Here is a 14,137-nt window from a genome sequence, read left to right on the forward strand (position 1 = left end):
TTATTATCATGCATCTATAAAGGCTTTGCCCTGGGCCACGATTCCAACAGATCCTTCGATCGTAATTCCTTCAACCTCTGCTCCATTCCAAACAGCCATTACTTTAATCGCACCACCAGGCTGCTTGATATGTCGAACGATCTCCCTTTGCCTGCTCCATGCCAGATAGGCTCCCACGGAGGCCGTACCCGAACCGCACCCCCTTTCCCAGATCAGACTATCCAGCTGCGGGACGAATATGAGCGGTGCCAGCTCATCCGATTGAGGTTTGTATAATAAAATGCCAATCAGCTTATCCCCCAAGGTTAAGCCCAGTAATCGTGCCAGGGCTTGTGCCCTCTTTCTCATTGCTTCATCAAACACCTCCACTTCGATGACGATATGGATGAACTCCCGATACCGCACAATCACCATATCCATGTTCATTCCCTCATACTTGATGGTTCGCTGCTCGATCTGCTGAGGAACTGGCATCGTGACCTGACAGAAATACTCATTCTGTTGCTGCTTCTTCACCTGACACCTGATTAATTGATCTGTCCCGGAAACCTCCAGAACGATTTCTGTAAAATCAGTTGAATCCAACTCGTTTTCGGACGCGATATACGCAGCCAAGGCCATACAGGCATTTCCACAGAACTCTCCACCGGCCATTTCCAAATGGGCAGCCGCCTCCTGTTTTATCGCTCCCCCAATGAACCCCACCTGTTCGGCGTATACGTTGTCATAGGACATAATTTGGGCGGCGATGTGTGGATATGTCTCAGCTGGATGATCCGTTTTCACCAGCACCGTCATATTTTGAGTTGGATTAAACTTGATAAAATCAATCTCCTGTTTCATCGCAGCCGCTACTCCTATTCTTGATATGGAATTAAGCCTGACTTCACATTGCTATAATAATATTAATAGTAATGATTACGATTATCAGTCGAGAAAAATATAGCACAACCCGCTTGAGAGCGTCAACAAATATTTCCATATAAAAAGAGAGTGTTATAGCTGTTATTTTATGTTCAAACGGGAACAGAGCTGACGCATTTGCGTCAACTCTATTTCGACGAACGTATGCAATTTGGAGGTACTTCAACGACTCCTAAAAGGCATAACAGATGCCAGCAATGCTTTTGCATAATCATTCTTGGCATCCGAGAGACGGTTCCGTTCAAGCTCCTCCACGATCGTTCCCCGATAGAGAAAGAGTACCCGGTCACACAGATTCGCCACAGCCTGAAGATCATGTGCAACAAAGAGATAGGTCATGTTCAGTTCATGCTGCAACGTGCGCAGTAACTCCAGAATTTGCGCCTGGACGGAGACATCCAAAGAACTAAGTGCTTCGTCCAACACCAGGAATTTCGGGCGGGTTGAGATGGCACGTGCAATGCATACCCGTTGTAGTTGTCCCCCACTCAGTTCATGAGCATACTTGTGCATCACCGCATGAGGAAGCCCCACCTTCGCGAGCAGGTCATTGACCCGCTCATCCAGATCCGCTGTATCCCCTAGCGCAACCAATGGTTCAGCTATGATATCACGCACGATGAATTTGCCATTGACCGAAGACGTATAATCCTGAAAAACAACGCTTATTTTCCCTTTATTCTTCTTCATCCATTGGGAAACAACCATCCCCTCAATCCGGACTTCACCTTGAGTTGGTTTCTCCAATCCAAGAATCAGGCGGCTTAACGTGCTTTTCCCGCTTCCACTCTCTCCAATCAGACCTAGACATTCACCTTCACGAATCTCAAATTGAATGTCTTTCAGAATTTCCGTCCTCTCATTCCGAAAGAAACCACCCGATTTGGGGTAGCTTTTGGACAGATGATTCACTTCGACCAGCATTACTGCACACCTGCTTCCATAGAAGCCTGAAAAGGCTCGGACAGCTTGATTCGAGTCTCAATCAGAAACTGTGTAAATTCATGCTGAGGATTCGAAAATACGTCATTCGCCTTGCCTTGTTCGACGCATTCCCCATCCCGCATGACGATGAGATCATCTGCCAAATATTGCACAACACCCAAATCATGAGAGATGAAGATGATGGACATGTTCATCGTTTCGCGAAGTTGCTTGAATTGCTCGACTATCGCACGCTGGTTAATGGAGTCCAGTGCGGTCGTCGGCTCATCTGCGATAATAATGTCAGGTTCCAGCATCATGGCAATGGAGATCATAACCCTTTGCAGCATGCCCCCTGATAGTTGATGTGGATAATTTTGCAGCACCTGCTCCGGTTGAAGAATATGAACACGCTGCAGGGCATCCGCTGCCAGCTGTCTGGCTTCTTTATTGGGGATTTGAAGGTTCTCTCGAAAGGTCTCGATCATCTGTCTCCCAATCGGTTCGAGCGGGTTAAACGCCGTCATCGCATCCTGAAGAATCATGCAAATGCGCTGACCGCGAATCTTTCGAAGCTCTTCCCCGGTTTGCTGTAATAGATCTTTGCCCTGATAAAGGGCTGTTCCACTAATTTCAAGCCAGGGCGAGGCCAATCCCAGAATGGCTTTCGTGGATAATGACTTGCCGCTGCCACTCTCGCCCACGATGCCCAGGCAGGTGTTGGGCTGCAACGCAAAGCTTAGATTTTGCACGATGGGCAGACCGGTTCTGCTGTCAGTGATGGACAGATTTTTTACTTCTAACAAAGACATTCAACCGGCCTCCCTTCTTTTGCGTATAACTTTTCGGATTCATTGCCGCGTGCAGGCTGTCCCCCAAAAAGTTGAAAGCTGCCACGACCAGCAGAATAGCCAATCCAGGCGCAAGCATTTGCGTTGGATGTGTGATCATCACATTTTTCGCATCATTCAGCATCATGCCCCACTCCGGCGTGGGGGCCTGTACACCCAGACCAAGGAAGGACAACGCCGATATATTCAGGATGACCCAGCCCGTATCCAATGTCGCAAAGACAGCAACCTCGCCAGAGACACCCGGCAGCACATGTTTTCTCATGATATGACCCGTCCCGCATCCCGAAACTTTGGCAAAACGAATATAGTTCTTGTCCGTATATTGAATGACCGTTGTACGAATCATCCGGGTGTACCATGCCCATTTGGCGATAATATTGGCAACAACGACATTCAGCAGGCCTGGACCGAGAATGCCGACAATCGCCAGAATCATGACTTCTGCCGGAAAGGAGAGCATCATGTCACAGATTCGCATAATGACCTCATCCACCTTGCCACGAAAATAACCCGAAATGATACCCAGCAGGGTTCCGATCCCTATCGTAATCGCGGTTGTAATCACAGCAAACAGAATCGTTGTACGAATACCGTAGAGAAGACGCGACAGGTTGCAGCGCCCAAGCTGATCGGTACCCAATGGATATTCAAGACTGATCCCTGCATATTTGTTCATAATGTCTAAACTCGTGGGATCATGCGGTGCGAACCAGGGTGCTCCCACGCCAGCGACGACCACAAGTGCGATCGTGATCATACATAATACTGCCATTTTGTCGGACACCAAGCGTTTCCAGAACATCATGTTACCCCTCCCTTCTGATCCGGGGATCGAGAGCTGAATTCAGAAGATCCACGAGCAGATTGCATACAACAAACATGACACCCATAATCAGAATATAAGCTTGGATAATCGGAAAATCCGAATTAAAAATGGCTGTGACGCACAATCGCCCAATGCCTGGCCATGCATAAATGTTTTCCACAATCACCGTGCCCGCAATTAACTTCGGAATCGACATGCCAAGCGCCGTAATCGATAGTTGAAGTGAGTTACGGAATACCTTCCAAATAATCGTCCGTTCTTTCAATCCTCTGACACGAGCGTACAACACGTAGTTCTCGGTTTTGTTTTGCACCATATTGTTGCGAATCAGCCTGACGTAGGTAGAGATGAATACCAGGGACAGCGTGACGGCTGGCAGGATGACTGAACTCGCCTGCTCCATGCCACTTGTGGGGAACCAATTCAGCTTCACCGCAAATAGCCACATCAGCAGAATGCCAATCCAGAAGCTCGGCATGGCTGTACCAATAAAGACCAATGAACGCATCAATCGATCCAGTAACCTATTTTCATATATCGCACTGAGCACACCGATCAGAATACTTATCGTCAGGATGATAACGAGGGCAACCGCTGACAGTTTTAAGGTAGCTGGAAGTGCTCGTGCTATCTGTTCTCCAACCGGTTGTTGATTGACATAACTAATACCGAAATCGCCCTGAATGCTGTTACCAATCCATTCCACGTAACGGGTTAGAAACGGCTTGTCCAACCCCAGTGTTTCCCTCATGGCATCGACCATCTCCGGCGTCGGTGTAACCTGATTCACGCGCAAGGCCACTTCGGCCGGGTCACTGGTTCGCAAATGAATCAGCACAAAGGATAAAAATGAAATACCGATCAGCACCGGAATAATCGCCAGCATCCGTTTTATGACGTACCTGCCCAAGGTAACCCTCCTCTCTGATTACTCTTCGAAGTACATCTTCTCAAACGGAATTTCGTATTGCGAAACGTTAAAGCCAACACCCTGCAATGCCTTAATATGAACGGCTTTGGTAACGGAATAGGTCAGTGGAATATATACATTCTCCTGATGAATATACGTTAAAATCTCTTTGTACATTTGCTCGCGCTGTTCCTCATTCTGTTCGACCATCAGGTCCGTAATGGTATGATCCAGCCATTCTTTTTTCCCCAGTCCCAATTGGGCTTGATAATCAGCGTGGGAGGGTACCCTCCATGAAGAGACATACGTTTGCGGATCATAGGGCAATCCCCAGGAAAGGGAATACATCAGATCGAATTCACCCGTTTTCTGACGATCCAGATAGGCCTGCTTTTCTTCTCCAACAATGTTCAACGCGATGCCAACCTGCTTCAGATCATTTTGCATGGATTCACTAATCGTGCGCTCCTGCGCGTTATCGGAGTTGTAATAGATCTTCAGTTCAAGCTTGTTCCCGTCTTTGTAACGATAGCCATCCGAGCCTGCAATCCAGCCAGCCGCCGTAAGCAGATCACTAGCTTTGTTCATGTCATATTGAACCCCCTCAAGGCCCACATCAGCGTATGGAACCGAGGCAGAGAGCAGCGTATCCGCCACTTGTTCCGTCCCGTTCAGAATGCCATCTGCTATGATTTGTTTATTAATGGCATACATTAGGGCTTCACGCACGTGGGGCTCGCGAGTTGCTGAACGGTTGGTATTAAGAACGATCGCGCGTGAGCCAACCGGATGACTGATGACCGTGCTGTATTTTCCCTGATCCGTCAACACTTTGAACGATTCATTATCCACCATGTCACCATCCGAACCGAATAACAGGTCTACTTCTCCCTTTTCCAGGGCTAGCAGAATCGTTTGATGGTCAGGCATGACTTTCCATTTAATCGTTTGAATCCGGGGGTTGTCACCCCAGTAATTTTCATTTACCGTAAATGTCGCGTACTGGTCCTGCTTGTGCTCTGTTAAAATGTATGGCCCTGTTCCGGCATAGCTGCTGACTCCATTTGCAGTCGTACCGTCAATAAAGCTTTTCGGTGAGATGAAGCGAAACGGACGTGTTAACCCTAATTCCTCCAGTGTCGGGTAATACGGGTCTTTCAACACAATCTGGAACGTGGAGTCATCAATCACCTTCGTCTCCTTGATCTCAGCGACCAGATTCAGCCAGGAGTTCTTCTCGACATTCTCCAGAACTGCATCGATATTCAGCTTCACGGCTTCGGCATTAAAAGGCTCACCATCCGAAAACTGAACATCTTTATGTAAATAGAAGGTATACGTCGTGCCATCTTCTGATATATCCCATTTCTCCGCGAGTGCAGGCTTAATGCCTTCTGGTGTATTGATCACAAGGGATTCAAACACCATATTCTGTGCCGGCATCTCTCCCGCGTATAGATGAGGATTAATATCTCTGATATCCTTCGTGCTGGCAAAGACCAACTCCGCATTGGAAGCTTTGGAGGTTTGCTCTGCGTTCCCTGCTTCTGTCCCGGAGCAAGCCGATAATACTAGCAGGAGCGAAATGAATAAAGCCAATGTGTAAACCTTGCGTGATGTATGCATGATTCCCTTCCTTTTCCCTCATGAAGTTAGATAAGTAAGTAATAATTACGATTTATAATAGTAATAATTACGATTAGAATCGTAGCATACAATGTGGAGAACCACAACTACTAAATTAAAAATACGGAAATAGCAAAAAACGGTCACCTGATTGAGGTCACCGTTTTTTGCGTCCATTCGCGATTGTATTGTATAAGTTAAACTAAAAATATTTACACTGCCACTCCGATAACAAAACAACCTTCCGATCGCTGTTATCGTCGGTTATCCGCCATCTGACTGCAACTTTTGCAATGCATGTTCAGCCAACGCTGCCAGAAGATGTGCGCCGAGCGGCAGCGCCCGTTCGTCCACATCGAATGCAGGATGATGCCATTCGTGCGGACCTGACGTTCCGAGAAAGAGGAACAGACCCGGAACCTCCTTTTGATAAAAGGAAAAATCTTCGCCCGCCGGGGAAGGTATCGGTCTGATACTGTTCAGCCCAATCTTGCTCGCGACCTGCTCAGCCGCAGCAGCCAATGACGCATCATTGACCACAGCAGGTGGTCCCTGAATCCAGCGCACGGTAGCCCGTGTCCCGTAGGCTGCAGCAACACCCGTAACCACCTGGTTGAAACGCTCGCGAATCCGGGCACGAACCTTCTCATCAAAGGTACGCACGGTGCCGTCCAAAATGGCTTCTTCGGGAATGACGTTCCAGGCAGTGCCGCTGTTAATTTTGGTTACACTGATCACGGCACTCTCCTGTGCTCCGACATTACGGCTCACGATGGCCTGTAATGCGGTCACAATATGAGATGCAACCACAATCGGGTCAATGCCCGCTTCAGGCACTGCCGCATGGGTTCCGACACCCTCCACTTTAACCACAAAACCATCTGCCGCTGCGAGCAGCGCTCCTTCACGAATACCTACCGTACCGACCTGAAGATCCGGTTTGTTATGCAAACCAAAAATAGCCCTCACTTCGGATAGCGCCCCACTCTGAATCACCTGCCGTGCCCCCGTCGCTTTCTCCTCCGAAGGCTGGAAAATCAAACGAACCTTGCCCTGAAGATAGGACTCACGCTGTTTCAATAATCGTGCAGCACCGATCAGAATGGCGGTGTGTGCGTCATGGCCGCAGGCATGCATTCGGCCTGCGACTTGAGAGGCATACTCCAGCTTCGTCTCTTCCTGGATCGGCAGGGCATCAATATCTGCTCGCAATGCCACTACCGGGCCATCTTCCTGTCCAATTTCAGCAATTAGACCCGTTCGCAGCGAATACTCATCTGCAATCCGCACCCCTTCTTCCACCAGCCAGCCTCGGATGGCTTCTGTCGTTTCCCGTTCCTCACCGGATAGCTCAGGGTTACGATGCAAATGTCGCCGAATCGCCGTTAAGTGTTCTGCGAATTCTTCATCGTCAAGTTCAAGCTTGTTGCGGCCCTGTTCTTCTTGCTCTGCCTGCTGCTCAGGCAGTTTCAGATCACTGCTCACGACATAACCTCCTTTTATCATCGTATGTGCCATGTAAGATGGATTAATTTAATATCATACGCGGGTGTCTTCACTTCACTTTAACAGGTATGCTCCATGCTCTCTACCATCTGCATGCCTAACTGATTACCGCTTGCGCAGGTGTTGATTCATTCGTGAATTCGCCCAGTCCCTGCTCATCCAGAACCTCACGCAGCAATTCAAATGAACGAATGCGCTTGGTAAAATCACGTGTGGCTGTGGTGACCATCAGTTCATCCACAGCAAAATCCTGTTGGAACTTCGCCAGAGCCGGACCGACCGTTTCCTTTGTACCTCTTGTCACACTTGGCTCCAGAATCTCAATCCGATACTTCTCGTTCGACTGCCGTCCGAATTCTTCCGCCTGCTCCACGGAACCCACTGTCAATATCTTGCCATTCTCCAGATGGATCTTGACCAGCATATGTTCACTTGCCAGCCCTTCGGCTTCTTCCGTACTCTCCGCCACAATCAACGACAGGGCGAGGATAGCATACGGCTCCCGCCCATGTGAGCGGTCGAATTGTTCCCGGTAAATACGCAGAGCCTCCAGAGCGACCTCCGTATTGCTATTAATAAACAATGAAAATACATAAGGCAGTCCCAATTCTGCCGCCATGCCTGCACTATCGATACTAGCCCCAAGCACGTATAGCTCAGCAGGGATCTCGGATACCGGTGCAGCGCTCAAGCCTGCCAAAGGATGTGTTTCATCTTCATGTGGTTCATTATGAATGAACTGCTTCACCTGATTGATTTTATCCTTCAGTGAAGCGGCCTCCTGAATTCCTTGCTGTAGTGCCTGTGTGGAACGGGGCAATCCCCCCGGCGCACGTCCAATACCCAGATCGATTCTTCCCGGGCCAAGCGCAGAGAGCACATTGAAGTTCTCGGCCACTTTGTAAGGACTATAATGTTGAAGCATCACCCCGCCAGAACCGAGACGTATCCGCTCCGTATGCGCCAGCAAGTGGGAAATGAGCACTTCGGGTGAGGAGCCGGCAACATGGCCTGAATCATGATGTTCCGATACCCAGAACCGATGAAATCCAAGCTGTTCAGCCCGCTGTACCAATTCAATCGTATGCCGAAACGCATCAATCGGCGTCTCCCCTTCGTAGATCGGGGTTTGATCCAATATGCCAACACGAATACCCATCCTATTCTCCTCCTTCGATCATGCCGAACCTGACGTATTAAAATCCTTCCTGCTTCCTTAATGGATGCTCTATAACTGCCGCAGCAGTTCCCCGAAAGGCTCTGCAAAAGGCGAATGTTCTTCTTTTAACGTAACGACGCTGATCTGCAAGGATACACCTGCAACCTCATGTACCTGAATGGGGAACAGTTCCTGATCCTGCACTTCCTTCTGCACTGTCAGACCTGGGAGAAACGCAATACCTGCTCCTTGCTTCACCAGCTTCTTCGCCGTTTCCGAATTATCAACGTGATATGTAATATCCGGCGGGTGTTCCAGCGAGTCAAAGGCCCGGTGAATGCGCAGCCAGTCCAGTGAACCACATTCAAAAAAGACCAGCTGCTCATTCCTGATCGCCTCCATGCTGACATGCCCGCGTTCAATAAATGGATGGCCTTTGTACACGTATAGCTGGATTGGATCTTCATAAAAAGCTACCGTACGGATCGCAGGATGCATGACCTTCCGCACAAAAGCAAGATCGATTTCCTGACCAAGCAGCTTGGCGACGAGTTGGTCCGTCGTCGCTGTAGTCAGTTTGATGTTCACCTCAGGGTAAGCTTCCTTAATCTTGGGCAGAAAGTCGGGAATGACATAGTTGGATACGGATACCGTACTGCCGAGCCGTAGTGCATCGGGCGTCGTACGGCGTTGCTGAATCTTCTGTCTGCCCTTCTGAATCACTTGCAGCACCTGCTGAGCATAGGGGAGGAATTTTCTTCCCTCTTCCGTGAGCACAATCTGCTTGCCCAGCCGGTCAAACAATTTGCAGCCGAGTTCACGTTCAAGGGACTGAATACGAGCGGTGACAGAAGGTTGGGACAAAAAGAGTACCTCGGCAGCCTTATTGAAGCTTCCGTAATGATTGATGTATACAAATGCTTCAATGTTCTCAATATTCATAAGCGCCCCCCGAATCCACGTCCGCAGACGTTATATATCTATTTATCCAATGAATTTACTTGGTTTTATGATATCGTAAACCCATTCTTTTCCAGAGTCAATATCAATTCTTCCAGGGAACGATCCAATCGTGCAGTGATATCCGCCGAAAGTACATATTTCCCGTCATCAAGTCGATCAATTCCCTGATCAACCGCATATACCCCGCCGAGAATATGTCTGCCGCCAAGTGCTGCCAGAACAGGCTTCAATGCATAATCGATGGCGAGCAGATGGGCGATCGAGCCTCCGATGACGAGTGGAAGAGACAGTTTGCCTCGCAGTCCTTCTTGTGGAATCAGATCCAGGAACAGCTTCAGCACGCCTGAGTACGATGCCTTGTATACCGGAGTCGCCACAATGACGGCGTCCGCAGCTTCAACGACAGCGAGCGCATCCCGAATGAATGAGCTATCGAATCGAGCTTGCACCAGATCTTCCGCTGGCAGGTCGGCCACATGAATCACTTCAACGGTAATGCCTTCCTCTCTTAATTTATTGCTGCTGTAATCCGTAAGGCCTGTCAGACGCGAACGTTTTGAAGGCGCTCCGGCAATAATAACGACATGTGACATCATGATTCCTCCTTGGAATAGCGGTCAAGCCGCTCCTTTTACTTTGGGGTCCAAAAGGTCGCGGATATCGTCCCCAATCAGATTAACCGCCAGCACAAACATGGTAATTGCAAGTCCCGGGAAGGTACAGATCCACCAGGCCACCGTCAGATAACCTCTCCCTTGCGAGAGCAGCGCTCCCCAATCCGGAATCTCCTTCAGCACCCCAAGTCCCAGAAAGCTGAGCCCGGAGCCTGTCAGAATGGAGGTACCCACGCCGAGCGTCGCCATCACCAGCAACGGTGACAACGAATGAGGCAGTATGTGTTTCCAGAAAATACGGGCATTGGAGCCCCCAAGTGAACGTGTAGCTGTAATGAAAGGCAAACCTTTAACGGACATCACCTGCCCACGCATCACCCGTGCATACCCCGGAATGGAGGATACTGCAACAGCCAGTGCAATGTTAAGCAGTCCAGGCCCCAATGCTGCCGCGACGGACAAGGCCAGTAACACGCCTGGAACAGCCATCAGAATATCGACGGCCCGCATGGTGATGGTGTCCAAAATACCTCCTGCATAACCGGCAATAATGCCAAGGGCACTGCCCACAAGTCCACCTACCAGCACCGAGGCAAATCCAATCAGCAGTGAATCCCTGCTGCCATGCACAACTACACTGAAGATATCCCTGCCAAAATAATCGGTCCCAAACAGGTGCGCAGCAGAGGGAGCCTGCAGGATGGCATCCGTCATCATCTGAGTTGGATCATAGGGAGCAATCCAGCCCGGCACGATCGCACAAGTGACGGTAAACAACACGACCAGCACAGCTGCATAAAAGAATAAACGGGATATCGCGAATGATACGCGGTGACGCAGGGGACGGCGATTCCACAGGCGCAAACGCCATGTTCTGCCGATCCAGCTTTTTTTATCACCCACCAATGGTTTCATGCTCATAAGACTCCTCCTTCCTCACTACGCGTTCAGATGTTTAAGACTGTTCCATCCGTCATCACGTTCGGACTGCACGCCTAACTCGGGGATCAATGTACGCATAAGAGATATCCACCAGTAAATTCAACACGACATAGATAATCGCTGTAAAAAAGACAACCCCCTGCACGACAGGCAGGTCTTTGGCCATCAACGCATCCGCGATGATTCTGCCGATCCCCTGTCTGGAGAAGACTGTCTCCACCACAACGGTTCCTGCGAGCAGATCACCGATCAACATGCCAATCACCGTCACCGCAGGAATCAGCGCATTTCGCAATGCATGAACGTACATAATCGTTCGCTCCGTAAGCCCCTTGGCTCGCAATGCCACGATAAACGGTTCATTCACCACTTCCAGCATGCTGTTACGCACCATACGAACGATGAAACCCGCACCGACGATCCCCAGTGTTGCAGCTGGAAGTACCAATGAACTGAACCCATCAGAACCCATTGCGGGGAACCAGCCTAGCTGTACCGAGAATAACAGGATCAGCAGAATGCCGGTCCAGAAGGTCGGCATGGAGATGCCAAACAGTCCAACGAGCCGGGCGATAAAATCAATCACACCATTACGATGAATGGCAGACAGTACGCCAAGTGTAATGCCAATGGTTATTGCTATGATTGAGCTGAGCGCGGTGAGTGCCAGTGTGGCCGGGAAATGTTCCAGTATTTTGGGCAGTACCGGGTCGGAATTGATCATGGATTTGCCGAAATCCCCACGCAGCATGTCTCCGAAATAGTGGGCAAACTGAATGTAAAACGGCTGATCCAGACCAAGCTGAACCCGCAGGTTCTGAATCATCTCGGGTGTTGCCGATGACGGGTCCAGCATGAGCAGGACCGGATCACCCGGCAGCAGATACATGATGCAGTACACAAGCACCGAAGCTCCGAAAATAACCAGAAGCGATGTAGCAACTCTTGTCAGTATCGTTTGAACCATACCGGGTCGTCTCCTTCCTGACTTCATGATTGACGGTTCGTGTTATGGCTGAATCCGTACATCGTTAAAGAGCGGATATCCGAGTGAATCAAACTTGATACCCTGCACCGATTTGGATGCAGCAACCGTATAAGGGAATACATAAATCGGCAGGATGACTGCCTGATCGATCAAATATTGCTGAATCTGATTATAGATATCCACGCGTTTATCCGGATCAGTCTCCACCGCTCCCTGTTCCAGCAGTTTATCAATCTTCGGATCGGATAAACCTGATAATGTCGGACGTTCTCCTTCTGCACTCGTATGATAGAAAGCGTAGAGTGCATTCGGATCAGAGTTGACCTGGCTGTTGCCATAGAGATCATAATCCCAGTTCTGATAGATGACCGTTGCAATGTCCTTCGTAATTTCAACTTCAACCGCTATGCCGACCTGTTTGAGCTGCTGCTGAATAATCGCAGCAATGTCATTACGCTTCTCCCGGTTTGGCGAACCGTCCACATAACGCAGGGTCAGCTTCTTGCCATCTTTTTCACGAATGCCATCTGCTCCCTTGGCCCAGCCCTGTTCATCAAGCAATTGATTGGCCTTGTTGATATCCGGATGGATACTTCCTTCCAGGGAGGCATCATAACCGAGGATTCCTGGAGACAATGCAGACCATGCTCGTTCGTAGTTGCCCAGATACAGTGTCTTAACGATGGATTCCACATCTACAGCAGATTGCACCGCCTGTCTGACTTTCACATTATCCCAAGGCGCTTTGCGCAGATTGAAAAAGAGGGTATACGGCAATCCGACCGTATTGGCCTGCAGCAATTGCTGGTTCGGATCACTCTTCAGTGCAGCAATATTTTGCGGTGGAACGGTTTCTGCCGCAAGTACCTGCTTACTCTGTACACTGCCGATGCGCGTTGCTTCTTCCGGTACAATTTTGAACGTAATCGTATCGACATGAGGGGCACCTTTATTTTCAACAGTTTCCGGAGCCCAGTTGTAATCCTTGTTTTTGGCGACAACGATATCCGCATTTTCATCCCATTTCACGAAGGTATACGGGCCAGTGCCCACCGGATTTTTACCCAGCTGATCGCCGTATTTCTTGGCGGCTGCAGGAGACACGATTCCTAGCAGGGCCTGACTCAAGTTGCCGAGAAAGGCTTGCGAAGGCTGTTCCAGATTCACCTTGATGGTGTATTCATCAATGACATCTGAGGAGGTATAAGGTCTGATCAGGGCTAGGGAATTAGCGGCTTTGGTGGCCGGATCGATCACCCGATCCAGATTGAACTTCACGGCTTCCGCGTTAAATGGTGTCCCATCATGGAACTTCACATCTTCACGCAGCTTGAACGTATAACTTTTGCCATCCTCCGATACACTCCATTCCTTGGCGAGCCAAGGTTTAATGGAACCATCCGGCAGCTGTACCACCAGATTGTCATAGATCGTCCGGATCGCACGTACAGTGACGGCAAGACCACTTCGATGCGGGTCCAGCGTATCCGGGGATGTGGCGAGTGCATAGGTTAAATTCCCTCCTTCTGCTTGCCCCGCCTGCTCCCCACCGGAAGCCTGAACTGCACTGCTCGAGTTACCTGCCGCTCCGCAACCGGATAATACCAGCACCAATCCTGCCGCCAATGCCATATATTTCATCCATGAGATAGACCTGTTCATATCGCTTCCCCCTCTGTGTCTGTGTATACAGGTGTCATTGATTAAATGATTAATTCATTTATCGAATTATTGATTTATTGATTTATTCATTATATAACCTATCCGTTAACTGGGTTTTGAAGCATCATTCGCCCCTTTAGTAAATGCAATCCGATCACGTGCACTTCCTTTCGTGCGGTATACTGATTGCTTGGCGCATATTTCATCTGGATGCCTCATTCCTGGACTGTTGTTACCGA

At 49.3% G+C, this 14,137-nt stretch carries 13 protein-coding genes; all 13 read right to left on the minus strand.

Features of this window, described 5'->3' with window-relative positions; translation table 11 throughout:
* Window positions 1-6: 6 nt before the first annotated feature.
* The 13 genes from ACFTRD_RS27205 to ACFTRD_RS27265 all read right to left on the minus strand — a co-directional run bounded on the left by ACFTRD_RS27205 (window position 7) and on the right by ACFTRD_RS27265 (window position 13,898).
* Window positions 7-843 carry a histidine racemase CntK family protein gene (locus tag ACFTRD_RS27205; protein WP_379385514.1) on the minus strand — a complete coding sequence of 279 codons (837 nt, stop codon included), beginning with the start codon at window positions 841-843 and terminating at the stop codon, window positions 7-9.
* Between the two features lie 243 nt (window positions 844-1,086).
* Window positions 1,087-1,848 carry an ABC transporter ATP-binding protein gene (locus tag ACFTRD_RS27210; RefSeq protein WP_379385516.1) on the minus strand — a complete coding sequence of 254 codons (762 nt, stop codon included), beginning with the start codon at window positions 1,846-1,848 and terminating at the stop codon, window positions 1,087-1,089.
* On the minus strand, window positions 1,848-2,660 hold the full coding sequence (locus ACFTRD_RS27215; RefSeq protein WP_379385518.1) for an ABC transporter ATP-binding protein: 813 nt from the start codon (window positions 2,658-2,660) through the stop codon (window positions 1,848-1,850). Before ACFTRD_RS27215 ends, ACFTRD_RS27210 begins: the two co-directional genes overlap by 1 nt.
* Window positions 2,623-3,507 carry a nickel/cobalt ABC transporter permease gene (gene opp1C, locus ACFTRD_RS27220; protein WP_379385520.1) on the minus strand — a complete coding sequence of 295 codons (885 nt, stop codon included), beginning with the start codon at window positions 3,505-3,507 and terminating at the stop codon, window positions 2,623-2,625. The genes ACFTRD_RS27215 and opp1C overlap by 38 nt, the downstream gene beginning before the upstream one ends.
* Before the next feature lies 1 nt (window position 3,508).
* The gene (gene opp1B, locus ACFTRD_RS27225) at window positions 3,509-4,438 is read right to left on the minus strand and encodes a nickel/cobalt ABC transporter permease (protein WP_379385522.1); all 930 of its coding nucleotides are present in this window, start codon (window positions 4,436-4,438) and stop codon (window positions 3,509-3,511) included.
* An 18-nt stretch (window positions 4,439-4,456) separates the two neighbouring features.
* Window positions 4,457-6,064 (minus strand): nickel ABC transporter substrate-binding protein, encoded by a 1,608-nt coding sequence (gene nikA / locus ACFTRD_RS27230; RefSeq protein WP_379385524.1) that lies wholly within the window; start codon window positions 6,062-6,064, stop codon window positions 4,457-4,459.
* Window positions 6,065-6,328: 264 nt separating this feature from the next.
* Entirely contained in the window at window positions 6,329-7,444 is a 1,116-nt protein-coding gene (locus ACFTRD_RS27235) for an amidohydrolase (RefSeq protein ID WP_379385725.1), read from the minus strand.
* A gap of 223 nt (window positions 7,445-7,667) precedes the next feature.
* Window positions 7,668-8,729, minus strand: coding sequence for an LLM class flavin-dependent oxidoreductase (locus ACFTRD_RS27240; protein WP_379385526.1), 1,062 nt, complete (start codon window positions 8,727-8,729; stop codon window positions 7,668-7,670).
* A gap of 69 nt (window positions 8,730-8,798) precedes the next feature.
* A complete protein-coding gene (locus ACFTRD_RS27245) occupies window positions 8,799-9,671 on the minus strand; it encodes a LysR family transcriptional regulator (protein WP_063566647.1) in 873 nt (290 codons plus the stop codon).
* Between the two features lie 65 nt (window positions 9,672-9,736).
* Window positions 9,737-10,285 (minus strand): NADPH-dependent FMN reductase, encoded by a 549-nt coding sequence (gene ssuE / locus ACFTRD_RS27250; RefSeq protein ID WP_379385727.1) that lies wholly within the window; start codon window positions 10,283-10,285, stop codon window positions 9,737-9,739.
* A gap of 24 nt (window positions 10,286-10,309) precedes the next feature.
* Window positions 10,310-11,227 carry an ABC transporter permease gene (locus ACFTRD_RS27255; protein ID WP_379385529.1) on the minus strand — a complete coding sequence of 306 codons (918 nt, stop codon included), beginning with the start codon at window positions 11,225-11,227 and terminating at the stop codon, window positions 10,310-10,312.
* A gap of 55 nt (window positions 11,228-11,282) precedes the next feature.
* A complete protein-coding gene (locus ACFTRD_RS27260; RefSeq protein ID WP_379385531.1) occupies window positions 11,283-12,215 on the minus strand; it encodes an ABC transporter permease in 933 nt (310 codons plus the stop codon).
* Between the two features lie 42 nt (window positions 12,216-12,257).
* Complete coding sequence (locus tag ACFTRD_RS27265) at window positions 12,258-13,898, minus strand: ABC transporter substrate-binding protein (protein ID WP_379385533.1); 1,641 nt, start codon at window positions 13,896-13,898, stop codon at window positions 12,258-12,260.
* Window positions 13,899-14,137 lie beyond the last annotated feature (239 nt).

This window comes from Paenibacillus sp. NPDC056933 (genome assembly GCF_042674385.1).
Lineage (GTDB): Bacteria > Bacillota > Bacilli > Paenibacillales > Paenibacillaceae > Paenibacillus.